Origin of the sequence: Phreatobacter stygius, assembly GCF_005144885.1 — a bacterium.
GTDB classification, from domain to species: Bacteria; Pseudomonadota; Alphaproteobacteria; order Rhizobiales; family Phreatobacteraceae; genus Phreatobacter; species Phreatobacter stygius.
Genome location: NZ_CP039690.1, coordinates 6056443 through 6079572 on the forward strand (window position 1 = coordinate 6056443; position 23130 = coordinate 6079572).

Here is a 23130-nt window from a genome sequence, read left to right on the forward strand (position 1 = left end):
GGTGCCATCAGGCGTGACGGCAAGGCCTGATTTTTTTGGGGCAGGGCGCTCCTCCGCCTGTCGGCGCGAGGCACCGCCCGAGGACCACGCACGTGTTCGATATCGACCTATTCCTGCAATATCTCGCCAATGGCGTGGTCATCGGCAGCACCTATGTGCTGGTCGCGGTGGGCCTCACCCTGATCTTCGGCATCCTGGGCGTGGTGAACTTCGCCCATGGCGAGTTCTACATGCTCGGCGCCTATGCCGGCATCACCGCCGTCACCCTGTTCGGCGTGCCGATCTGGCTGGCGCTCGGTTTCGTGCTGGTCTTTTCGGCGGCGCTCGGCTTCGGGGCGGAAGCGATCCTGCACAAGCCCATGAAGAACCGCGATGCGACGAGTTCGATCATCTCGTCCTTCGGCCTGGCGGTCGCGCTGCAGAACGCGGCGCTGCTGACGCTCGGGCCGCAGCCCCAGCTGCTGCGCACCAACCTCTCCAACGTGCCGGTCGAGATCGGCCCGGTGTTCCTGCCCTTGCAGCGCCTGTTGATCCCGATCTCCATGGTCGTGCTGATCACCGCGCTCTACCTGGTGCTGCGCTACACCTGGACCGGCCGCAGCCTGCGCGCCATGTCGCAGCACGCAACCGTTGCCAGGCTCTGCGGCGTCCGGGTCGAGCGCGTCGCCGTGGTCACCTTCATGGTCGGGGCGGCGCTCGCCGGCGTCGCCGGCCTGCTGATGTCTTCGGTCTTCCTGGTTCACCCGCTGGTCGGCAACATGATCGCGCTGAAGGCCTTCACCGTGGTCATCCTCGGCGGCATGGGCAATGTCGCGGGCGCCGCCGCCGCCGGCCTGTTGCTCGGCGTCGCCGAGTCCTTCACCTCGGCCTATATCGCCAACAGCATGCGCGACATCATCGGCTTCGTTTTGGTCATCGCCGTGCTGCTGTTCCGTCCGCAGGGCCTGTTCGGCAAGGCGGTGGAGCGGTCATGAAGAATTTGGCTTTGGCTCTCGTCGCGATTGCCCTGCTGGCCGCAGCCCCGTTCGGGCTCGGCGGTTATGAGGTCAATGTCCTCATGATCATCCTGTTCTACGTGGTCCTGGCGGTCGGCCTCGACCTGGTCTCCGGCTATTGCGGCCAGTTTTCCTTCGCGCAAGGGGCGTTCTACGGCATCGGCGCCTATACCACCGCCATCATGTCGCGCGACCTCGGCACCAGTTTCTGGGTCAACCTGCCGGCCGGCATCTGCGTCGCCGGCCTGTTCGGCCTGATCCTGGGCGTGCCGGCGCTGCGCCTCAAGGGCCACTTCCTGGCCATCGTGACCATTGCCTTCCAGACCATCGTCTATCTCACCATCTCGCAATGGACCTCGTTCACCGGCGGCCAGACCGGCCTCAGCGTGCCGCCGGTCGGCCCGGTCACGATCTTCGGCGTCACCCTGTTCGAGATCGCCAGCCTCAGGTCCTATTATTGGCTGGCGCTCGCCGTCGCGGTCGTCGCGCTGACCATTGCCTGGCGTTTCGTCCATTCCCGGCTCGGCCGCGAATGGATCGCCATTCGCGACGACGAGACGCTGGCAGCCGCCGTCGGCCTCGATACGACGCGCGCCAAGCTCACCGCCTTCGTCGCGTCCGCGGCCATGGCAGGTGCCGCCGGCGTGGTCACGGCGCACGCCTTGCGCGGCGTCACGCCTGACGATTTCACCATCTGGATCTCGGCGACCGTGGTGGCGATGATGGTGGTCGGCGGCAAGGGCACCTTCATCGGCCCGATGATCGGCGCGGCGCTCTTGACCTCCATGCCGGAATTCCTCGGTCGTTTCGCCGAATACAAGATGTTCATCTTCGGCGTGCTGCTGGTGATCACCATCACCGTGCTGCCCGAGGGCATTGTCGGCCGCATCAAGCGGCTGCGGGAGGGCTGATCATGGACAAGGTCACGCCCCTTCTCGAGGCCCCCATTCTCGAAGCCAAAAACATCACCAGGCGTTTCGGCGGCGTCGTCGCCGTCAGCGATGTCAGCCTCACCGTCGGCAAGGGCCGCATCGTCGGCCTGATCGGGCCGAACGGCTCGGGCAAGTCGACCATGGTCAACCTGGTCACCGGCGAGCTGAAGCCCGACCTCGGCGAGTTCCGCTTCAACGGCGAGGTGATCACCGGCGAGCCGTCCTACAAGCGTGCGCGTGCCGGCATGGCGCGCTCGTTCCAGATGCTCAGGCTGTTCCATTCGCTGAGCGTCGAAGAGAACCTCTTGCTCGCCCATCACATCCGGATGAAGTCGAGCCTCATCGACACGGTCACCCTGCGCCGCCGGGCGATAGAGGAAGAGCAGGCGGTCAGGGCGCGGGCGCGTGAATTGCTCGCCTGGTTCGACCTGGAAAAATTCGCGCCGCATCCGGTCTCGGCACTGTCCATTGGCCAGCAGCGCATGGTCGAGCTTGCCCGCGGCATGATGAGCGAGCCGACCTTGTTCGTGCTCGACGAGCCGGCCGCCGGCCTGTCGCCGCCCAATGTCGACCGGCTGATCACGCTGATCCGCCGCATGCGCGACGAGTTCGGCATGAGCATCCTGCTGGTCGAGCATGTCATGCGGGTCGTGCGCGATCTCTGCGACGAGGTCGTCGTGCTGGATTCCGGCGTGAAGATCGCCGAGGGGCTTCCCGAAGCGGTGGTGAAGGATCCGGTCGTCGTCGAAGCCTATATCGGATCGGGATGGAAGCGCCGTGCTCAAGCTTGACTCCATTGTCGCGGGTTATGGCCGCACCCGCATTCTCCACGGTGTCAGCCTGCATGTGCCGAAGGGCGGCCTGGTGGCGCTGCTCGGCGGCAACGGCACCGGCAAATCGACCACGCTGAAGGCGATCGCCGGGCTGGTGAAGGTCCAGGAAGGCCAGATCCTGCTCGAGGGGCGAGATATCGACCCGGTGCCGGCCGAACAGCGCTCGGCGCTCGGCCTCTCCCTGGTGCCCCAGGGCAAGGAAGTCTTCGCCGGCATGAGCGTTGAGGAAAACCTGCTGATGGGCGCCTATCACCGGCGCAAGCACCGCAACGAGATCGCCGAGGACCTGGAGAGCGTCTACCAGCGCTTCAAGCGCCTGCGCGAGCGCCGCAAGGTTTATGCCGGCATGTTGTCGGGCGGCGAACGCCAGATGTTGTCGATCGGCCGCTCGCTGATGGCGCGGCCGACCATGCTGCTGCTCGACGAACCCTCGGCCGCGCTCGCTCCGCGCGTGGTCGAGGAGATCGCCGAGGCCATCCTGTCGTTGCGCGAGCTCGGCCTGACCTTGCTGCTGGTCGAGCAGAATGTCGGCATGGCGCTCGATATCGCCGACTACATCTATGTCATCCGCGGCGGCCGCATTGCTTATGAGCGGGCGGTCGGCGAGGGCGTCGCCATGGAAGAGCTGCAGGAATTCTACCTCGGTGGGAAAGACCATGACTGATCGTTTCCAGGGCCGCATCGCAGCTGTCACCGGCGCCGCCGGCGGGCTTGGCCGCGCCGCCGCCGCCATGCTGGCGAAGGAGGGCGCGCGCGTGCTCCTGTTCGACCGTGACCCGCAAGGCTTGAAAGAGACCGCCGCGCTTTGCCCCGGCTCGGTTTCGGTCACCGGTGATGCCGCCTCCGCCGCCGATGTCGAGCGCGCCGCGAAGGTCGCGCGGGCCGAACTCGGCCCGGTCGAATTGCTGGCGGTTGCCGCTGGTGTCGTCGGCCCGGCCAAGATCGCCATCGATGTCGACGAGGCCGAATTCGACCGGGTCTTCGCCATCAATGTGAAGGGCAGCTGGCTCGCCGCCAAACATTTCATCCCGCAAATGCGCGAGGTCGGCCGCGGCTCGGTGGTGCTGTTTTCTTCCACCGCCGGCCTTGTCGGCTCGCCCCGGCTCTCGGTCTATTCGGCGTCCAAGGGCGCGGTGACCATGCTGACCCGCAGCCTCGCCAAAAACCACGCGCTCGAGAACATCCGGGTCAATTGCGTCTGCCCCGGCACCATCGACACGGCCATGGCCTATGCCTCGATTGCCCAGGCCGGCGACGCTGAGGCGCAGGCCGAGGCCGAGGCCTTCCAAAAGGCCCAGCACCCGATGAACCGCTTCGGCACCGCCGACGAGGTGGCTTCAGCCGTGCTTTATCTCTTGAGCGATGCCGCCGGTTTCACCACCGGCGTCGCGCTGCCAGTCGACGGAGGCCGCGTTGCCTGATCCAAAACGCTTTGCCGGCAAAGTTGCCATCGTCACCGGTGCCGCCCGCGGCATTGGTGCCGCCACCGCCCGGCGTTTCGTAGCCGACGGCGCGCGCGTGCTGCTGGTCGACGTCATCGCCGAGGTCAACGGCACGGCGAGCGCGATCGGCGCCGAGGCGCTGGTTGTCGACATCACCGCGCGTGATGCCGGCGAGGCGATCGTCCAGGCCGCGCTGAAAGCCTTCGGGCGCATCGACATCCTGGTCAACAATGCCGGCATTGGCGGCTCCAGGCGGCTGGTCGATTCCGACGACGCGCTGATCGACCGGATCATCGACACCAACCTGAATTCCATGCTGCGGGTGACCCGTGCCATCGTTCCGCATCTGCCGAAGCCTGGTGGGCGCATCGTCAACATTTCCTCGATCTTCGGCCTGGTCGGTTATCCCGGCACCACGGCCTATGCGGTCGCCAAGGCGGGCGTCGCCCATTTCACCCGCCAGCTCGCCGGCGAGCTCGCCCCCGACGGCATCCTGGTCAATGCGGTGGCGCCCGGCGTCGTCGAGACGCCGATGACCGCCCAGCGCCTGAAGGACCCGCACTATATCCGCCTGCAGGTTCAGCCGACCCCGGTCGGCCGGGTCGGCACGCCGGAGGAACAGGCCGCCGTCATCGCCTTCCTCGCCTCCGACGACGCCTCCTTCGTCGCCGGCGCGGTCATCCCCGTCGACGGCGGCTACACCGCCGCGCGCCATACGCCGCCTGAGGCGAATAGCGAATAGCGAGTGGGGAGTGGGGAAGGGCGCGCATGAACCCTCGCCCGCGCCTTCGCGGGAGAGGGTGGCCGCGGAGCGGCCGGGTGAGGGTGGTTGCGTCAATGCTATCAGTGCATTCCCCTGGAAATGATCGGCGGCCCTCTTCAAACCCTCACCCGGGCCTCCGGCCCACCCTCTCCCGCAAGCGGGCGAGGGTTCACGCGCGACACGCTTCGCTTCATCCCCATTCGCCACTCGCCATCAGCCACTCGCCCTGAAAGGACCCTCCCATGCACGATATGAGCGTCAAATGGCCCAACGGTGCGCGCTGCGCCGTCATGCTGACCTTCGACTTCGACGCGGAGACGCTGTGGACCTCGCGCGACCCTGACAATGCCAACCGCCCGGGCGTGCTGAGCCAGGGCAAATATGGCGCCAAGGTCGGTGTGCCGAAGATCCTCGACACGCTGGAAGAGGAAGGCCTGAAGGGCACCTTCTTCGTGCCCGGCTGGACCGCCGAGAACCATACCGGGCGGGTCGAGATGATCCTGAAAGCCGGCCACGAGGTTGGCCATCACAGCTATTCCCACCGCTGGGTGAGCGATGATCCGGCGGCGGAAGTCGAAGAAATGGAAAAGGGCCTTGAGGCGCTGAAGCGCACTGTCGGCGTGGTGCCCAAGGGTTATCGCTCGCCCGCCGGCGAGGTCTCGGCCGGCCTGTTCAAGCTCTTGCAGAAACACAACTTCCTCTACAACTCCTCGCTGATGGACGACATCAACCCCTATCGCCACATCCTGCCCGACGGCTCCAAGGGCCCGGTCGAACTGCCCTGGCACTGGAGCCTTGACGACGCGCCCTATGCGCTGTTCTCGGTGAAGAGCCCCCGGCCGATCTTCACCAATGCGCATATGCTCGACGTCTACAAGGAAGAGTTCCGCGAAATCTACAAATGGGGCGGCCTCTACGACATCATCTTCCACCCGCAGATCGTCGGCCGGCCGAGCCGCATTGCGCTGTTGCGCGAGCTCATCGCCTTCATCCGCACCTTCCCGGACGTCTGGTTCGCCACCGGCACCGAAGTGGCGGAAGCCTGGGTCGCCGAATACGAAAAGGCCTGAGAGGCCGTTTGAGAACGCGTTCCAGCGAGGTCTCACGTCGTCTTGGCCGGGCTTGTCCCGGCCATCCACGACTTGTTCTGTTGTGAATGCGTGGGTCCCCGGGCCAAGCCCGGGGATGACGAGCGGCGGCGAATTGCTTGGACGGAATTTTCAAACGGGCTCTGACCGGCCGAGCGGCGGCATGAGCCGCCCGCAACGCCACCCTTCGCACGCCCGGCCTTCGCGCCGGGCGTGCTTGCGTTGAGCGCCGGCGCGCTCAGAGCCCCTTCTTCGCCGCCACCGCGGTGATCTCGATCGCGTAGCCGGGCGAGGCGAGCTTCGCCTCCACCGTCGCCCGCGCCGGCGCATGGCCCGGCGCCACCCACCTGTCCCAGACCGCGTTCATTTCGCCGATTTTCGCGATGTCGGTCACAAAGATCTGCACGCTCAAGATGCCCTCCTTGGTGCAGCCGGCGCTCTCGAGCGTCTCTTCGAGCAGCGCCAGCACCTCCTCGGTCTGGCGGGCCAGCGTGTCGCCCGCGGTCTTCTCCGCGACATGGCCGGCAAGAAACACGATGCCGTTGAAGATGGCGGCGTCGCACCAGCGCTGCGTCAGTCCTACGCGCTCGATCGGCATGGTCGGAATTCCCTGGTTGTTGGTGAGCTCATTGGGCCATCCGTGCCGATGGCTGTCTGCTTCACCGCATGTGCCGGAGCATGGCCAGCCTGACAAGGCCGGTAGCGATGATTGGCCTGAAGTCGCTGAGAGTGCCGGCCAATCGACCCTGTTTCGTCAACTTTGAATCGATCTGTGGAAGGTTGTTCAACCGTCATTGACGTCATCTGGATTGCAGAATTGGGACATGATCTAATGACGCGAATCGACCGGGGCTTCGCGGTCGGCAATGCAGGCATTCATGCGCGGTCTTCCGTTATCCGCCTCGCGGAACGATCCCCTGGCGGAGGTGCTGTCGGGCTATCGCAAGTCGCTCGCCTGGGTTGGCCTGTTCTCCGGCGTGATGAACATGCTGATGCTCGCCGGCTCGATCTATATGCTGCAGGTCTATGACCGGGTGCTGGCGAGCCGCAGCGTGCCGACCCTGGTCGGGCTGACCGCCATGCTGCTCGTCGTTTTCCTGGTCCAGGGGGCTGCTCGACGTCGTCAGGCAGCGCATCTTGACCCGCATCGGGGCGGCGATCGACCGGCGCCTGGCGCCGCGCATTTTCGACCTGATGGTGCTGATCCCGGTGCGCGCCGGGTCGCGCCAGGACGCGTTGCAACCGGGGCGCGATCTCGATGCCGTCAGGGGCTTCATGTCGGGCCTCGGGCCGACGACCTTTTTCGACCTGCCCTGGGTGCCGATCTTCTTGGGCCTGTGCTTTCTGCTGCATGTCTGGATCGGCCTGACCGCGCTGGTCGCCTGCGTCGTGCTCCTGGCCGTCACCCTGCTCACCGACCGGGCGACCAAGGAGCCGACCGCGATCGTCTCGCGCGAGGCGGCGGCGCGCAGCGGCATTGCCGAGGGCGTCAAGCGCAACGCCGAGACCATTGTCGCCATGGGCATGCAGAAGGCGCTGGTCCGCCGCTACCAGACGACCAATGGCCGTTTCCTGGAGGCCAATGAAGCCGCCTCCGACGTCGTCACCCATTACGGCGCGATCTCGCGCATCTTCCGCATGTTCATGCAGTCGGCCATGCTTGGCCTCGGTGCCTATCTGGTCATTTTGGGCCAGGTCTCCGGCGGCGTCATGATCGCCGCCTCGATCCTGATGGGCCGGGCGCTGGCGCCGATCGAGCTGGCGGTGGCCCATTGGAAAGGGTTCGTGGCGGCACGCCAGGCCCTGGCGCGGCTGCGCAAGACCATGGCCGCACTCGGCGATGGGGCCGAGCCCATGGCGCTGCCGGCGCCGAAACGCATGCTGACGGTGGACCAGGTCTTTGCCGCAGCGCCCGGCTCGCAGGAGCCGATCATCCAGGGCATTTCTTTTTCGCTGCTGGCCGGCCAGGCGCTCGGCATTATCGGGCCATCGGCCTCGGGCAAGTCGACGCTGGCGCGTGTACTCGCCGGCTCCTGGCTGCCGCTCAGGGGGCGCTCCGGCTCGACGGCGCCGAACTCTCGCAATGGAGCGCCGATGCGCGCGGCGGCTTCATTGGTTATCTCGCCCAGGATATCGGTCTGTTCGACGGCACGGTCGCCGAGAATATCGCCCGCTTCCAGCCCGATGCCGATCCGCAGGCGATCGTCGAGGCGGCCCGCGCCACCGGCGCCGACGACGTCATCCGCAAGCTCCCCGCCGGCTATGAGACGCGCATTGGCGAGGGCGGCATTGCGCTCTCTGGCGGTCAGCGCCAGCGGGTGGCGCTCGCCCGCGCGCTCTACGGCAATCCCTTTCTGGTGGTGCTCGACGAACCCAATGCCAATCTCGATGCCGAGGGCGAGGCGGCGGTCACCCAGGCGATCCGCCACATCCGCGACAGTGGCGGCATTGCCATCGTGGTGGCGCACCGGCCGAGCGCCATCACGACGGTCGACATGGTCGCTGTCATGAAGGATGGCCGTGTCGCTGCCTTCGGGCCGAAGGACGAGGTGTTGAACAAGGTGCTCGCCCCGACGAAGGGAACAAGGTCGCCATGACTGGTCCCGCACCCATCGCCTTGCCCGATGCCGACGCCCTGCCGGCCAAGGCCTCGGAGGCGGCCGAGCAGGATCGCGCGATCCGCCAGCTGGTTCGTTTCGGCCTGCTGGTGGTCACGCTATTGGTTGGCGGCAGCGGCATTCTCGCCGCCACCGTGCCGCTCGCCGGCGCGGTGGTCTCGGCCGGCACGGTCGTGGTCGATTCCAACGTCAAGACCGTGCAGCACCCGACCGGTGGCGTCATTGGCGAGATCCGCGTGCGCGACGGCTCGCGGGTCAAGGAAGGCGACCTGGTCATCCGGCTCGACGACACCGTCACCCGCGCCAATCTGGCTGTCGTGGTCAAGCAGCTGAACGAATCCTATTCGCGCCGCGGCCGGCTGGAGGCCGAGCGCGATGGTCTCGCCTTCGCCCTGCCGGACGAGCTGCGACCGGTCGCCGACGACCGCGACGTGGTCAGGGCCTTCGAGGGCGAGGGGCGCTTGTTCTCGGCGCGCCTCGCCGCCCGCGACGGCCAGCGCAAACAACTGGCCGAACGCATTGCCCAGATCCGCGAGGAGATCCTCGGCCTGCAATCGCAGGAAGCCGCAAGGCGCAAGCAGGTCGAGCTGATCCAGCGCGAGCTGGTCGATGTCGGCGGCCTGTTCCAGCGCAACCTGGTGCCGCGCACCCGCATGGTCGAGCTGGAGCGCGAGGCGGCCCGGCTCGCCGGCGAGGTCGGCCAGTTCGTCGCCGAGCGCGCCCGCGCCGAAGGCCGGATCGCCGAGGCCGAGCTGCAGATCCTGCAGATCGAGCAGGAGCTCAGGCGCGAGGTCTCAACCGACCTGCGCGAAGTGCAGGGCAAGATCGGTGAACTGGTGGAGCGGCGCATCGCGGCCGACGACCAGCTGAAACGCATCGACATCCGCGCGCCCCAGACCGGTTATGTCCACCAGCTCGCCTATCACACCCTTGGTGGCGTGGTGCAGGCCGGCCAGCCGATCATGCAGATCGTGCCGGGCGACGATGCCCTGGTCATCGAGATCCGCATCCAGCCGAACGACATCAACCATGTCGTCATTGGCCAGTCCGCCTTCATCCGCCTGACCGCCTTCCCGCAGCGAACCACCCCGGAAGTCGAAGGCAAGGTGGTGCGCCTCTCAGCCGATGTCGCGCGCGACCAGCAGTCGCAAATCACCTTCTACACCGCCCGTGTCGCGGTGGATGAGGGAGAGCTGGCGAAGCTCCAGGGCCTGAAGATCATCCCCGGCATGCCGGCGGAGGCGTTTGTCAGGACCGGGGACCGGACGACGTTTTCCTATCTGATGAAGCCGCTGACCGATCAGGTGATGCGGGCCTTTCGGGAGTATTGAATTTGGTGTCATCTTACAAGAAGAGAGCCTTGGTAACCTCCCCTGGCCATGAAGTGGCGTCGCCGCGGTCCTGCGACTTGTTTCATGGGTTGGAAGAGAAACCAAGGAAGGTCACCAGGTCAGCTGGACCATGCAATCCGACCCACCAAGATATGCAGAGGTGCCATTATGCACGGTAGTTGTGTTGTAGAGCATTTCACAAAGGAACAAATCGCCGAGGCGCTTGCCGCAGCGGAGCGTATGCATCCCGGCATCGGGAAGGATTTTAGATTATACCTTGCCTGCCTTGATCGTAATCAATCAGAGGGGTTTAAATTGTCGGCTCGAATGGAGCGGGCGTTCGAAGACTTGTCGTTTGTACGGTCTGCAAAATATCCGCAAAGAGTACTGTGGGTACTGCTGGATTCGGTCGTTTGCAAATTTTGCGCGGAACTAGGCCTGCCAGCCGAATGGTCTCACATTGGAGCGGCGCCTCATGTCGATGAATTTACGCAAGCGCAAATCGAGCAAGCAAAGAATGCCTTTGAAAAAGAGAGTCCGGGTTTCTGGAGCAGGGCGAAAGACCATCTAAGAGAGCAGGACCCGGAGATCGAAGAGACTGGGCCCTATCTATATACGCCAGAACTAGTAAGTGTATCGCAATCGCTCGATTTTGTTGCAAGCGCTGCCGATCCCCTTCAGGAGGCCATTAAGCTGCGAAGGGACGTCATAATACAGGCCCGGCAGGAGGCCGGTCCGTGGGCCAAGAAATAGTGCCGGGGAGCTGACCGATGTCGAAGACCGCCGTATTCATCGACTATGGGTATTTGCAGAGGCTGCTCTCGAATACAGCGATTGGAATTACGGAATTACGGTGACACGTACCTAATTCCCTATTTTGCCTATTCTGGACTGCACCCCATTTGTGAGACAAATGAATTAGGGTGACATGGGCGCTCGGAGGCTGAATGCCCGACAAGCCCAGGACTCCCACACGCAGTTTCCCGCCTTCGTTCAAGCAGGCGGCGATGTCTCGGCTTGAAGCCGGCGAGACGCTGGCGGCGGTCGCTCGCGGCCTCGGCATCAGCCGCAAGGTGCTCTATGGCTGGCGGGCGTTGTGGCGGGCGGAAGGGGCCAGCGGGCTCTGCCACAAGCGCGGCCCCAAGCCTGGTCTGCGCGCGCGGCGCCTGGCGGCCGCTCTGGCTGCGCCCGCCAAACCGTCTCCGCCCGATCAGGCGCAGGCCCTGGCCAACGCACAGGCCCGCATCGGCGAACTCGAACGCATCATTGGCCGGCAGCAGGCGGGCCTCGATTTTTTTCAACGTGCCTTGCAGGCCTTGGACGCGGACAAGACGCCCGAACCGTCCGTGCCCGGCTCTACGCGGTCATCCAAGCCATGACCGGGAGCAGCACCCTGCAAGGCGCCGCCGTCATCGACCAGCTCTGCCGTCTCGGCCGTGTGTCTCGCGCCGGCTATTATCGCTTCCTCGAGCGCAAAGCCCCGGCCAGAGCCGACGCCGATCTGCGCGACGCCATCCATCGCATCGCCCTCGCGCACAAGCACTATGGCTACCGTCCCATGACCGCGACGCTCAAGCGCCAGGGCATCGAGGTGAACGCCAAGCGGGTGCTGCGCCTCATGCGCGAGGACAATCTGCTCGCCCTGCGCACCAAGGCCTTCGTGCCCAGAACCACCGACAGCCATCATGGCTTTCGCATCGCGCCTAACCTGATCCGATCGCTCATCCCCACGGGGCTCGATCAGATCTGGGTGGCGGATATCACCTATGTCCGCCTGGCCGAAGCCTTCGTCTATCTGGCCGTCATCCTCGACGCCTTCTCCCGCCGCGTCGTCGGCTGGGCGCTGGATGAGCACTTGCGCGCCGAGTTGGCTCTCGCAGCCCTCGACATGGCCCTTCGCCACCGCAAGCCGCCGCCCGACAGCCTGATCCATCATTCCGACAGAGGCGTCCAAGGCGGATTCAAACGGTCGTCGCAACACCGATTGTGTTCACTCATGGCAGTAACGCGTCAAGCGCCTCTGCCGGCGTTTTCCAGCCCAGCGTCTTTCTCGGTCGGGCATTGAGGACCGCTGCCACGGCGGCAATCTCATCGGCGCTGTGGATGCTCAGGTCGGTGCCTTTCGGGAAGTACTGACGCAGCAGCCCATTGGTGTTCTCGTTGGTGCCGCGCTGCCATGGGCTTTGCGGATCGCAGAAGTAGACCTGGACACCCGCATCGATTTTGAGACGATCGTGCTGGGCCATTTCGGCTCCCTGATCCCACGTCAGCGAGCGACGCAGTTCTTCGGGCAAGGTGATGATGGTGCGCGCGATCGCATCGCGCACGGCCTCAGCTCCGTGTCCCGCGAGCGCTGGCCCGTTCTTCGTGCGAGGAGCTTCGCCGTGCCCCGCGAGGCGGGGCAGATGCAGCAGCATCGTGAAGCGCGTTGTGCGCTCGACCAGCGTGCCGATCGCCGAGCTGCCAAGACCGAGGATGAGGTCTCCCTCCCAGTGGCCAGGCACCGCTCGATCGGCTGCTTCGACGGGGCGTTGACTGATCATGATCTCGGGCGAGACAAAGCCCTTGCCTCGCCTGCGGACGCGCGCCCTTGGCACCCGCAACACGCGTCCTGTTCGCAAGCAGGCCGTCAGTTCGCGGCGCAGCACCCCCCGGCCCTGAACGAAGAGGGCCTGATAGATGGCTTCGTGGCTGATACGCATCGTCTTGTCGTCCGGGAAGTCGATCGGCAAGCGCCGGGCAATCTGCTCCGGACTCCAGGCCCTTGCCCATCGCCGATCCTTTCGCGGGCCATGCCGGCGGCCCTTCCACGGAACGGCAGGACCTGGAACGGAAACGCCGCTCGGAGCCACGACGACGCCGGCAAGTCTCTCCTCCACATAGGTGCGCAAGGTTGTGTTGAGCGCAAGCTTGGTCGGTTTGGGCCGACGGGCCGATCGATCCGCATGCCACTGGGCAGTCGTCGCCCGATACTCCAACCCGCCGCTGCGCGTGGCTGCGTTGCGCCGCAGTTCACGGGAGATTGTCGAGGCGGCTCGCCTCAGGCGGCGCCCGATCTCCTGCATGGAATGGCCCTGCACCCTAAGAAGTGCGACCTCTTCACGCTCCACCAATGACAGGTAACGACCAGGCGGCTTTGCCGAGGATCTGAACATTGCTGGTGGCATACCGCCCGCCTTTCGGAACCATCTGGTTCCTACAGGCTGCGACACTCCGGCTTCGAGAGCAGCATCTGGCCTGCTGCCGGTTTCACGGACACCGAGTTTGGGTGTCAACTGTGAAGCCGGAGGTGGCCTATGCAACGACGAAAGTTCAGCCGGGAGTTCAAGCTCGAGGCTGTGAAGCTGATCAAGGAGCGCGGGGTTGCGGTCGCGCAAGCGGCGCGCGACCTGGATGTGCATGAGAACGTGCTGCGCAAATGGGCCAAGGATTTTGTGGCCGATCCGCAGCAGGCGTTCCCCGGCCAGGGCCAGATGAAGCCCGAGCAGTTGGAGATCGAGCGGCTGAGACGCGAGGTTGCCAAGCTCAAGGCCGAACGAGATATCCTAAAAAAAGCCGCGGCCTACTTCGCGAAGGACTCGATATGAAATTCGGGTTCGTCGCGAAACATCGGGGGATCTGGCCGACGGCATGGTTGTGTGAGGCGCTCGGGGTCTCGCGTTCTGGCTTCTACGCCTGGCTCACAAGGTCCCCGAGCCAGCGGGCCAAGGACGATGAGGCGATCGGCGCGAAGGTGCGAGCGAGCTTCGTTGCCAGCGACAGAACCTATGGTGCTCGCCGGGTCTGGCATGACGTTCTCGCCGATGGCGTTTCCTGCGGGCTCCACCGGATCGAACGTCTGATGCACGGTCAAGCTCTTCGCGCTCGGCCGCGGCGCCGTGGCCTTCCCCCTGATACGGGGGAGCGGGTCAGCGTCGGCATCGCGTCAAACCTGCTCGATCGCCAGTTCCAGGCATCGGCGCCGAACCAGAAGTGGGTGGCAGACTTCACCTATGTCTGGACGGCCGAAGGCTGGCTCTACGTGGCCGCGGTTGTCGACCTCTTCTCGCGGCGGGTGGTTGGCTGGTCCATGAACGCGTCGATGATGGCACAACTCGTCACCGATGCGCTCATGATGGCGATCTGGCGCCGGGGCAAGCCCGACGCCCTGCTGCATCACTCCGACCGGGGCAGCCAATACACCAGCGCGCCGTTCCAGCGTCTGATGGCCGATAATGGCGTCATCTGTTCGATGAGCCGCTCCGGAAACGTCTGGGATAACGCCGCAATGGAGAGCTTCTTCTCCTCGCTCAAGACCGAGCGTACGGCTCGCAAGGTCTACCGCACGCGCGATCAGGCCAAGGCTGACGTGTTCGATTACATCGAACGCTTCTACAATCCACGCCGGCGTCATTCGACGCTCGGCTATCTCAGTCCGATGGAGTTCGAAAACCAAGCGAATTTAGCTTAGGAACGTGTCCACGGAACCGGCAGCAGGCCAATCTTCGCTGCTCAGCCCCGCGGCGATCGCCCGCCAGAATCGAATCTGTTCATCGCGCCCCGCCAAAGGCGGCCGTCCTGGTGAAGGTAATGGCGCTCGTCCAGACCGTGCCGATCGCCGCTTTCGGATGCTCATCGCAACCTCCAACTTCAGAGTGTTGCGACGACCGTTTGAATCCGCCCAATATGCCAGCGCCGACTACACCAAGCGCCTCCATGACCATGCTGTCCGTCTCAGCATGAGCGCGCCCGGCAATCCCTACGACAACGCCAAAGCCGAAAGCTTCTTCAAGACCCTGAAGAAGGAGGAGGTCAACGCAAACACCTATTCCTCAATCGACGAAGCCAGGCGCAATATCGGCGCGTTCCTGGAGACAACCTATAATCGCCAGAGGCTCCATTCCGCTCTTGCCTACAAACCCCCAACCGAATTCGAAGCTGACCTTTCCATCCCTCGATCCGACTGAACTCCCCAACCCATGCCCACTGTCACTTAAATTCGACTGTCTCATTGAAGGGGTGCACTCCAATTATCGGGCCCTCGAATTACGGTGACACGTACCTAAAACCCTATTTATTCGTCCGCTGTCCTGGGCCTTCTGCCGCGTTTTTTCGGTTCGATCTGGCGGCCGAGGCGGGCGGCCAAGTCCCGCAGGAAGGCGCTGGAGCCGACCGGGCGACCGATCGTTTCGGCGGCGCGCAACGCGGCAGTCTGTGCGGGATCGGTTTCGCTCTCGATCAGATCGGCGAAGCGGCCGACACGATTGAGGAGTGGGTGGATGTCGACGAGGCCGTCGCTCCGTCCGTCGAGGTGGGCCCGCACGCTCGACCACGGCCAGTCCTGGGCGCTTGCCACAAGCCCAGCTCGTACCGGATTGAGCGATACATAACGAGCCGCCGCCATGAGATGGTCCTCGTCCAGCGCGACCGAACCGAAACGCCCTTGGAACAGGTGTCCGGTCTGCCGCGCCCGGGCGTTGACATAGGCGGTATAGCGTCGATGGGTCTCGCTAAGTGCGCGCGCTAGGCCGGTTGACGCATCCGGCACGAGAATGAGGTGAACATGATTGGGCATCAGGCAGTAGCCCCAGACCGCGACATCTGCCTTCCTGCATGCTTGCGCTAGGAGATCGCGGTAAAGCGCGTAGTCATCGGGCTCAAAGAACACGCGTTGGCGCCGATTGCCGCGCTGCGTCACGTGATGTGGAAGACCCGGGGCGACGATGCGGGCGAGGCGGGACATGCCGTAAGGTTGGCATGATCCACAGAAAAGGGAAATAGGTACGTGTCACCGTAATGAGGCGGCCGCTTGGACGGGCGTCCGGGCCTGGCACCGTGCGCCCATCCTGCTATTCGACCGCAGTGCGCTGGGGCGTCGCGGCCCAGCCCCCTCAAGCCGCCTGAAAATCCTGCGCACGGACCCTTTGCACGATGTGCTGACCGAGACGATGGGACAGCGCCATGATCGTCAGGGTCAGGTGCTTGTCGGGCAGCAGGGGAATGACCCCGCCGTCGCAGATGAAGAGATTGTCGAGGTCGTGGCTCCGCAGGTTGGCGTCGACGACACCCGCCGAGGGATCGCCCGACAGCGCGGTGGTGCCGGCATAATGAATGCCGGTTCCGCTATTGTCGCGGCTGGCGTGGACGAGTGTCGACGAGGCCCTGCGCAGGACCTTTTTGCCCCAATCCATCATGGACTGCATCTGCAGCTCGGCTTTCGGCGGCACGGTGAAATCGACGTGAACCTGGCGGATGCCGTAGCGGTCGAATGTGGTTCCCGGCCGCACCAGGTTTCCAGGCGTGGCTTCGCCCGCGCAGAACAGGCCGAGCGTGACGTAGCTGTTGAACATGGCCCGTGCCAAGGGCGTCTTCGCGAAGGCCGGAAACGGCGCGAGACCGGTGAGGTAGTGCGGAACATCGGGAATGCCGTGAATGGCATGGCCGATGAACGGGAAGGACGATCCGTCCGGCAGCCGTCCCCGCGACAACAGGATCAACAGGTCGCCATAGCCGATGTCGTAGTCGCGCCGCTTGCCCCACAGGCGCCAGAGCGAGGTCGACAGCACCGCTTTCGGATTGTCCTGCAGGCCGCGTCCGAGCTGACCGTTGCGATTGCCCAAGCCCGTCGGCGACGCCTCGTCAGCGGAATTGAACAGGATGCGCGGGCTCTCCAGCGCACCGGCGGCGAGCACGACGATCCTGGCGCGCAGCGTGCGCTGTTCGCCGCTGCGGGTATCGACATAGTCGACGCCCGAGACACGGCGCGATCCGGTGTCGCGCGTCAGCCGGGCCACCTTGGCATGGGTCCGCAATTCGTAGTTGGGCAGCAGGGCCAGTTCCGGCAGGAGATGGGTCGAGAACTTGTACATCGCCCCGGTCGGACAGCCCGAGGTGCAGATGCCGGTCGAAGTACATGAATTGGCCATTCCCGGCCGGGTATTGATCGCCTTGCGATTGGCAATGGCGTGCGAATAGGGCTCGTTCAGCGACCGCACCGCGCCGACGATCATCCGGTCGGCCGGCCGCAGGGGCTTGGGGGCAACAAAATGGCCGTCGGGCAGTTCCGGGATGTTCTCGGTCGTGCCGCAGACGGTGATCAGGCGCTCGACGGCGGCATAGTCGCCGGCCAGCGCGGCATAGTCGATCGGCCAGCCGGCGAAATCGGCCTCCGAGAAGCGGACGCTGACGCCGTTCCAGAGATTCTGCAGGCCGTTGACCGCCAGGATCTGGAAATGGCGGAAGCCACCATCAGGGCGGCTGGTCGAGCCGGTGCTGCCGTCGGCGAACAGCGGGTGCACGAACAGGCTGTCATGCGGGTCGCTCGGCCAGACCGTGTCCGGGCCGATGCCGAAGTCCCGCGCCGGCCCCGCCGGCGCCACGGTGCGGAAATAGTCGGCGGCGAGCATGTCGCCCTGTTCCAGCGAAACCACGTGCAAGCCCGCCTTGGCGAGCGTGTGGGCGAGAAGGCCCCCGCCGGCGCCGGTGCCGACGATGCAGACGTCGCAGTCCATGTCATTCGCCACGGCGGCCTCCGACGGGCCATTCGCCGACCGACTTGAGGAACGGTGGCGAGGCGAAGTGGATATGGTCGAGGAAGGCCGCGAAGGTCCGTGCCTCGGGCCCGAGGTCGCGCCGGCGGAGGGTCGCGCCGGCGGTGAAACCGGAGCGGCCGATCACGGCCGCCAGCGCGCCGCTGATCTGCCGGTTGGCCAGCGCGATGCGCGTGATATCGACCTGCAGCGGTGCCAGCACGCGGCGGTAGGGGCTGAGGGCGATGATCGCCTCGAGCAGCGCTTCGGCATCGTGGTGTTCGACGGTCGGGGCCGCGTTCATCGGCTGGCCGCCTTGTCCGCGCCGGCCGCGGCATAGCTCGGCTGCAGGCCGCCATGGCCCGGCTCCGGCGGCTGCGTTCCAAGCTCGCGGAACGGCCGGCCGGACCGGAGATGGCGCTCGATCTCTTCGAGCGCCACGCCATTGGTTTCAGGCACGCGGCGCAGCGTGAAGAGGATGCCGGCCGCGCAGGCCACCGCGTAGATGGCGAAGACGCCGCCGAGGCCAATGGAGGAAACGAGCAGGGGGAAGGAGAAGACGACGATGAAGTTGAACGTCCAATTGGCCAGCGAGGCGACGCTCATGCCGATGCCGCGGACGTTCAAGGGAAAGATCTCCGACATCATGACCCAGGGCAGCGGGCCGATGCTGGCGGCGAAGGCGGCGATGTAGAGCACCAGGCCAATCAGCGCGAGAACGTCGAGCGCGGCCGCGTCGGTCGCCGCGGCGATGGCGATCATGCCGAGGCTCAGTGTGGTGCCGGCAAATCCGATGAGCAGAAGCCTGCGGCGCCCGATACGGTCGATCAACAGCATGCCGACGACGGTCATCGCGACATTGACGATGCCGATGCCGACGGTCGCCAGCAATTGTGTCGATGCCGAGCCGAAACCGGCTTCGCGGAAGACGACGGGGGCATAATAGATCACCGCATTGATGCCGCTCAGCTGCTGCAGCAGGAACAATCCGATGCCGACGACCAGGGCCGGGCGGATCACCGGGCCGAACAGGTCGGACCAGGTTCCCTTGTGCTGGTCGGCCTCGGCGATGCGGGCGATCTCCGCCAGTTCGGCCGTTACCACCGGGCTCTCGGGTGCGACGGCGCGGATCCGGGCAATCGCCGCGCCGGCCTCCGCGGAGCGGCCCTTCATCGCCAGCCAGCGCGGCGTATCCGGCAGGACGAACATGCCGACGAACAAGGCGATGCCGGGCAGGGCGCCGAACAGGAACATCGTCCGCCAGGACTCGGAGAAGGCATAACCGACGAGATAGGCGCCCAGGATGCCCAGCGTGATGGCCAGCTGGTAGATCGACACCAGCATGCCGCGCCGGGCCGGAGGCGCGCTCTCGGCGATATAGAGGGGGGCGACAAGTGCCGCGATGCCGACCGCGATGCCGAGCAGCAGGCGCGCGACGCTCAGCATCCACACGGCGACGATCAGCGCCGACAGGAGGGCGCCCACCGCGAACAGGACGGCGGCGACGAGCAGGAGCGCCCGGCGCCCTGATGTCTCGACCGCCCGGCCTGCGACCAGGGCGCCGAACAGCGCCCCTAGGGGCACGGCCGCGGTCATCAGCCCCTCGCTGAAGGGGGTGATGTTGAATTCCCCGCGCAGCAGGTGGAGGGAGCCGGCAATGACGCCCTCGTCAAAGCCGAACAGGAAGCCGGCAATTCCGGCGATCGCGGCGACGAAATAGATCATGCGTGCCTCTCCATTGTTGGTGAGCCGGCGGACTACTGGAGAGTGCTTGCGACCTTGCGGATGGCCAGGATGATGTCGGTCACGTCGGCCTCGGTCAGGACCGAGCCGATCGTGATCAGCGCGCCCCTGGCGTGGAACGCGTCGCAGGCCGGCAGGGCGCCGTGGCCGTAATGATAGTCCGCCGCGAAGGCGTTCGCGGGGTGCGACCAGGGGAAGCCGTCACGGGCATTGGAGCGGCGGTTCACCAGGCTGGGGATGTTCGAATACCAATGCAGTCCCCATTCGCGGGTGGAAATGCAGACAAGGCTGCCGGGCGGACCGACAATGCCTTCGGCACGCAGCGCCGCGACGAAGCGCGCGGCGGTCGCCTCGTCGCGCAGCAGCATGAACAGGACCGGGCCGGTATCGCCTGATGGATCCGGCACATTGCGGAATTCAAGCCCCGGAACGCCCGCCAGGGCCCCCCTGATCCGCCATTTGGCCGAGCGCATCGCCGCGGTGATGGCGGGTAATTTGCGCATCTGGCCGAGCGCCATGGCGCCGGCGAGCTCGGACATGCGGGCGCCCATGCCCCAGAGCTGGCAGGCCTCGTCCGAGGTGTCGAGACGCCCCGCTGCGGTACGCGGATAGCCGAGATCGTGCAGGGCGACGATCCGCCGGAACAGGGCGTCGTCTTCGCAGACGATCAGGCCGCCATCGCCTGACGTCATGTTCTTGTTGAGCTGGAAGCTGAAGATCCCGATATCGCCGAACCGGCCGACCGCGCGCCCGTTCTGGCTGCCGCCGGCAGCCTGCGCGCAATCCTCGATCAGCTTCAGGCCATGCTCGCGGCAGATCGCCGCGATCTCCTCGATATGGCCGGGCGCGCCGCTCATATGGACACAGAGCACGGCGCGGCTGTGCGGGCCGATCTTGCGTCTGAGATCGACGGGATCGATGCAGAACGTCTCGTCGATATCGACCAGCCGCGGGATCGCGCCGGCGCGCACCACCGCCGCCACGCAGCTCACCCAGAGATAGCCGGGGATGAGCACTTCATCGCCCGGGCCGATGTCCAGGGCGGAAACCGCGATGGCGAGTGCGGCCGTGCCCGACGACACCCCGAGCGCGTGGCGGTGGCCGAACATGGCGCACCATTCTTGCTCCAACGTATCGACCATATGCTGCGGGTCGGGGCCGTAAAAGCGGAACGGGCTTCGCGCCAGGACGACACGTTCCACCAGTTCCCGTTCCTCCTCGCCGATCCACTGCGCACCCGGCAGCTCCCAGGGCAGCGGCTCCGCGCGGACCGGTGTTCCACCATCGATCGCAAGTCGATTGGGGCGCAGGTGCTGAGGGTTGAGCGTGGCGGAATCGTCCGTGGCCATCGTTCTATACTCACTGTTCATTTCGACGGCTCCCAAAAATATTTGGGAATACCTGGCGGCGTGAACTATATCGCAGCCGGAAATAGTCTTACAGCTATCTGTGTGATGCCGATATCAGCATTATCAGCTGATGCTGGAAGATGTCGGAAGAAAGTGGAAAACATGCGCGCAATTGCGATGGTTCTAGTGATGCTCATGGTGGCATTTTCTGGAATTCTGTTCGGATACAGCACGGCCTCGATCGCCGGCGTGCTCGATCACCTCAAAGAACAGTTCACGATCGACGTCATCCAGGAGCAGTTGCTGGTGGCGTGCCTTCCAGGGGCCAGTTTTATTGGTGCCGTCGTCGCCGGACCGTTGTCGGCCAGGCATGGGCGGCGCCTGGCGCTGCTGATCGCCTTCATCCTCGCCGGCACCGGCTTCGTCATCACGCTGGCCACGCCGCCCTATGGCTGGCTGATCGCGGCAAGGGTTCTGGTCGGCCTGTCGATCGGGCTGTCGTCGATGGTCACGCCCATGTATGCCGCCGAAATCACGCCGGCGCGCCGCCGCGGTGCCGTTGTCGCGCTGTTCCAGCTCGCCATCACCACGGGCATTCTCATCGCCTACGGAACGCCGCTTGGGCTCACCGGGGCCTCCTGGGGCGTGATCCTGGGGCTCGGGATCGTGCCGGCGGCCTTTGGCCTCGTGGTGGTCATGATCCTGCCGGAGAGCCCGCGCTGGCTGCGGTCCAGGGGGCGCGTGGTCGACGACCGTGCGGCCAGGATGCTGGATCTCGAGGCCGACATGGCGCAAGTGCCTTGTCCGGCGGCCGGGCGCAGCGCGACGGTGCGGTCGGTCATCCCGCTCGGCAGCACGCGCGCCGTGCTCGTCCTGTGCAGCGCCCTGTTCGTGCTGCAGAACCTCAGCGGGATCGACGGCATTCTCTATTACGCACCGCGCATCTTCCAGAGCCTGGGCTTCTCGGCCGGAACCGCGGCGCTGGCCGCGACCTTCGGCCTCGGCCTGCTCAACTTTGCTGCGACCCTGGCGGCGCTGCTCCTCGTCGACCGCGTCGGCCGCCGCCCCTTGCTGATCGTCGGCTCCGCCGTGATGGCCGTCGGCCTGGCGGCGGTGGTGGCCGCGGCCTTAAGCGACTGGCCCTGGGTCGGCCTCGCCGGTCTCGGCGTCTATATCATGGCCTTCGCGATGAGCCTGGGAGCGCTGCCCTATGTGCTCATGGCGGAGCTGTTTCCGTCCGCCATTCGCGAAACCGGCATCGCCGTGGCTTCGGCGACGAGCTGGCTGTTCAACATGCTGGTCGCGCTCACCTTTCTCTCGCTGGTCGAATGGATCGGCCTGGCCGGCGTGATCGGCCTGTTCCTGGTCGTTTGCCTGGTGGCGTTCGGCGTCTGCATTCGCTTCGTGCCGGAGACGCGCGGCCGCTCGCTCGAAATGATCGAGCAGGATGTCCTCGCCGGCGTCGCCTTGCGCGCCATCGGAAAGGGCGCCGGCGGCGGTGCCGCGCGTTGAGGTCGAGACCAGCGCCAGGCACGCGGCCGTCAGGGGCTGGCGCGTGTTCCGCCGGGGGCGATGCGATCGAAGTCCAGGCCGAGCGCCCCCAGGGCATCGGGCGGCATCTCGAGCAGGCCCTGCACCGGTGTCGCCTGGATGAGGGCGAGCAGTTGCGTTGTCGCGGCCATGCGCCCGGGGGGGTCGACGTAGCCGAGATGGCCGATCTGCTCGTCCAGGAGAGCCGGCGATGCCGCGAGATAACCTTGCCGCAGGGGCGGATCGCGTCGGTCCAGATGATCGCGGATCAGGACGACGCGCCCGGCCATCGAACGTGCCTCGAAGTCGTGGAGGGCTGCGCCGCTGAGGATGCCGCCGACGACATTGGCCGGTGGGGAGGGCGCACGGAGCGCGAGAAAATAGGTCCTGAGGCTCAAGCTGCAGCGCAATGCCGCCTGCGCCGTGCGGCCGTCGCAAAGCATCGGGCCGCTCATCGTGATGTCTTGGCCGAACAGGCTCTCGGTGTAGCGGACGGCGAAGTCGTCGCCATCGGCGGGCGTGATCTCCGCGCGGCCGAGTATGAGGTTGCCCATCTCCGCCTGTGACCAGGACAGCGAAATGACCAGGTAGCACCCGGCCAGCCAATGGTTCGGCCGCCATGATGGCTGCCGCACCACCGTTCTGGCGGAGGCCTCGCCCACCGGCGGTGTCAGGGGCGGCGGCGTCGGGTGATCCAGGCGCAGCTTGGCGAGCGCGGCGTCCGGGACGGGAAGGTGTCCGCGGATCGTCTGGGCGAACTCGTCGAAGGAAGAGGCCGCGACGAAGGAGGCGGCAAGCCCGCCGCCGAGAATGCGTGCCCAATCGTCATAGACGCTCGACAGCCGCGGTGTCGCTTTGCCTCGCACCCACTTATAGGCGTTCTGCACGGTGAACGCCGTCTCCGGATTGACGGCCGCAAAACGTGCGCAGAGCTCCTTGCTGGTCGAGCAGCCCAGGGCAAGCGACGTCAGTCGCAGCTTCATGGCGAGCTCCGCCCC

General features: G+C 65.6%; 22 protein-coding genes and 1 pseudogene. 15 read left to right on the forward strand and 8 right to left on the reverse strand.

Features of this window, described 5'->3' with window-relative positions; translation table 11 throughout:
• Positions 1 to 92 precede the first annotated feature (92 nt).
• The 7 genes from E8M01_RS28560 (at position 93) to E8M01_RS28590 (ending at position 6035) form a co-directional block, all read left to right on the forward strand.
• Entirely contained in the window at positions 93 to 974 is an 882-nt protein-coding gene (locus E8M01_RS28560) for a branched-chain amino acid ABC transporter permease (protein ID WP_215908817.1), read from the forward strand.
• Entirely contained in the window at positions 971 to 1906 is a 936-nt protein-coding gene (locus E8M01_RS28565; protein ID WP_136963259.1) for a branched-chain amino acid ABC transporter permease, read from the forward strand. The genes E8M01_RS28560 and E8M01_RS28565 overlap by 4 nt, the downstream gene beginning before the upstream one ends.
• Before the next feature lie 2 nt (positions 1907 to 1908).
• Positions 1909 to 2718: an ABC transporter ATP-binding protein gene (locus E8M01_RS28570; protein ID WP_136963260.1), complete on the forward strand. Its 810-nt coding sequence runs from the start codon at positions 1909 to 1911 to the stop codon at positions 2716 to 2718.
• Positions 2705 to 3424 (forward strand): ABC transporter ATP-binding protein, encoded by a 720-nt coding sequence (locus E8M01_RS28575; protein WP_136963261.1) that lies wholly within the window; start codon positions 2705 to 2707, stop codon positions 3422 to 3424. Before E8M01_RS28570 ends, E8M01_RS28575 begins: the two co-directional genes overlap by 14 nt.
• A complete protein-coding gene (locus E8M01_RS28580; RefSeq protein WP_136963262.1) occupies positions 3417 to 4181 on the forward strand; it encodes an SDR family NAD(P)-dependent oxidoreductase in 765 nt (254 codons plus the stop codon). The genes E8M01_RS28575 and E8M01_RS28580 overlap by 8 nt, the downstream gene beginning before the upstream one ends.
• Complete coding sequence (locus E8M01_RS28585) at positions 4174 to 4944, forward strand: SDR family NAD(P)-dependent oxidoreductase (RefSeq protein ID WP_281287809.1); 771 nt, start codon at positions 4174 to 4176, stop codon at positions 4942 to 4944. The genes E8M01_RS28580 and E8M01_RS28585 overlap by 8 nt, the downstream gene beginning before the upstream one ends.
• Positions 4945 to 5207: 263 nt before the next feature.
• A complete protein-coding gene (locus E8M01_RS28590; protein WP_136963264.1) occupies positions 5208 to 6035 on the forward strand; it encodes a polysaccharide deacetylase family protein in 828 nt (275 codons plus the stop codon).
• Between the two features lie 256 nt (positions 6036 to 6291).
• Here E8M01_RS28590 and E8M01_RS28595 read toward each other — a convergent pair whose 3' ends face one another.
• A complete protein-coding gene (locus E8M01_RS28595; protein ID WP_136963265.1) occupies positions 6292 to 6651 on the reverse strand; it encodes a RidA family protein in 360 nt (119 codons plus the stop codon).
• 677 nt (positions 6652 to 7328) lie between these two features.
• On the opposite strand from E8M01_RS28595, the pseudogene E8M01_RS28600 reads away from it, so the two are divergent.
• The 5 genes and pseudogenes from E8M01_RS28600 to E8M01_RS28620 all read left to right on the forward strand — a co-directional run bounded on the left by E8M01_RS28600 (position 7329) and on the right by E8M01_RS28620 (position 12067).
• Positions 7329 to 8650: pseudogene (locus E8M01_RS28600) on the forward strand (type I secretion system permease/ATPase).
• Complete coding sequence (locus tag E8M01_RS28605) at positions 8647 to 10002, forward strand: HlyD family type I secretion periplasmic adaptor subunit (protein WP_136963266.1); 1356 nt, start codon at positions 8647 to 8649, stop codon at positions 10000 to 10002. The pseudogene E8M01_RS28600 and the gene E8M01_RS28605 overlap by 4 nt, the downstream one beginning before the upstream one ends.
• Positions 10003 to 10170: 168 nt before the next feature.
• Positions 10171 to 10755 (forward strand): hypothetical protein, encoded by a 585-nt coding sequence (locus E8M01_RS28610; protein WP_170182119.1) that lies wholly within the window; start codon positions 10171 to 10173, stop codon positions 10753 to 10755.
• Positions 10756 to 10949: 194 nt separating this feature from the next.
• On the forward strand, positions 10950 to 11381 hold the full coding sequence (locus E8M01_RS28615) for a transposase (RefSeq protein ID WP_136958698.1): 432 nt from the start codon (positions 10950 to 10952) through the stop codon (positions 11379 to 11381).
• The gene (locus E8M01_RS28620) at positions 11378 to 12067 is read left to right on the forward strand and encodes an IS3 family transposase (RefSeq protein ID WP_136958697.1); all 690 of its coding nucleotides are present in this window, start codon (positions 11378 to 11380) and stop codon (positions 12065 to 12067) included. Before E8M01_RS28615 ends, E8M01_RS28620 begins: the two co-directional genes overlap by 4 nt.
• Here E8M01_RS28620 and E8M01_RS28625 read toward each other — a convergent pair.
• Positions 11997 to 13277, reverse strand: a complete 1281-nt coding sequence (locus tag E8M01_RS28625) for an IS30 family transposase (protein WP_425467685.1) — start codon at positions 13275 to 13277, stop codon at positions 11997 to 11999. The genes E8M01_RS28620 and E8M01_RS28625 overlap by 71 nt on opposite strands.
• Positions 13278 to 13298: 21 nt before the next feature.
• Here E8M01_RS28625 and E8M01_RS28630 point away from each other — a divergent pair.
• Positions 13299 to 14452 (forward strand): IS3 family transposase gene (locus tag E8M01_RS28630; RefSeq protein WP_136960587.1). Its coding sequence is split into 2 segments (ribosomal slippage): positions 13299 to 13557 and positions 13557 to 14452, totalling 1155 coding nucleotides; the frame shifts between segments, so codons are not numbered across the junction.
• A gap of 157 nt (positions 14453 to 14609) precedes the next feature.
• Positions 14610 to 14948, forward strand: a complete 339-nt coding sequence (locus E8M01_RS28635; protein WP_136958696.1) for an integrase core domain-containing protein — start codon at positions 14610 to 14612, stop codon at positions 14946 to 14948.
• A 107-nt stretch (positions 14949 to 15055) separates the two neighbouring features.
• Here the strand turns inward: E8M01_RS28635 and E8M01_RS28640 are convergent, their stop codons facing one another.
• From E8M01_RS28640 to E8M01_RS28660, 5 genes are all read right to left on the reverse strand, one after another.
• Positions 15056 to 15724 (reverse strand): transposase, encoded by a 669-nt coding sequence (locus E8M01_RS28640; protein ID WP_136963270.1) that lies wholly within the window; start codon positions 15722 to 15724, stop codon positions 15056 to 15058.
• Between the two features lie 148 nt (positions 15725 to 15872).
• The gene (locus tag E8M01_RS28645; RefSeq protein ID WP_136963271.1) at positions 15873 to 17504 is read right to left on the reverse strand and encodes a GMC oxidoreductase; all 1632 of its coding nucleotides are present in this window, start codon (positions 17502 to 17504) and stop codon (positions 15873 to 15875) included.
• Positions 17494 to 17814, reverse strand: a complete 321-nt coding sequence (locus tag E8M01_RS28650; protein WP_136963272.1) for a hypothetical protein — start codon at positions 17812 to 17814, stop codon at positions 17494 to 17496. Before E8M01_RS28650 ends, E8M01_RS28645 begins: the two co-directional genes overlap by 11 nt.
• Positions 17811 to 19235: a sugar porter family MFS transporter gene (locus E8M01_RS28655; RefSeq protein ID WP_136963273.1), complete on the reverse strand. Its 1425-nt coding sequence runs from the start codon at positions 19233 to 19235 to the stop codon at positions 17811 to 17813. Before E8M01_RS28655 ends, E8M01_RS28650 begins: the two co-directional genes overlap by 4 nt.
• Positions 19236 to 19267: 32 nt before the next feature.
• Positions 19268 to 20455 carry a DegT/DnrJ/EryC1/StrS family aminotransferase gene (locus E8M01_RS28660; RefSeq protein ID WP_246088466.1) on the reverse strand — a complete coding sequence of 396 codons (1188 nt, stop codon included), beginning with the start codon at positions 20453 to 20455 and terminating at the stop codon, positions 19268 to 19270.
• Here E8M01_RS28660 and E8M01_RS28665 point away from each other — a divergent pair.
• Complete coding sequence (locus E8M01_RS28665; RefSeq protein ID WP_246088467.1) at positions 20375 to 22114, forward strand: sugar porter family MFS transporter; 1740 nt, start codon at positions 20375 to 20377, stop codon at positions 22112 to 22114. The genes E8M01_RS28660 and E8M01_RS28665 overlap by 81 nt on opposite strands.
• Positions 22115 to 22143: 29 nt before the next feature.
• Here the strand turns inward: E8M01_RS28665 and E8M01_RS28670 are convergent, their stop codons facing one another.
• A complete protein-coding gene (locus E8M01_RS28670; RefSeq protein WP_136963275.1) occupies positions 22144 to 23115 on the reverse strand; it encodes a hypothetical protein in 972 nt (323 codons plus the stop codon).
• Between the last annotated feature and the right edge of the window lie 15 nt (positions 23116 to 23130).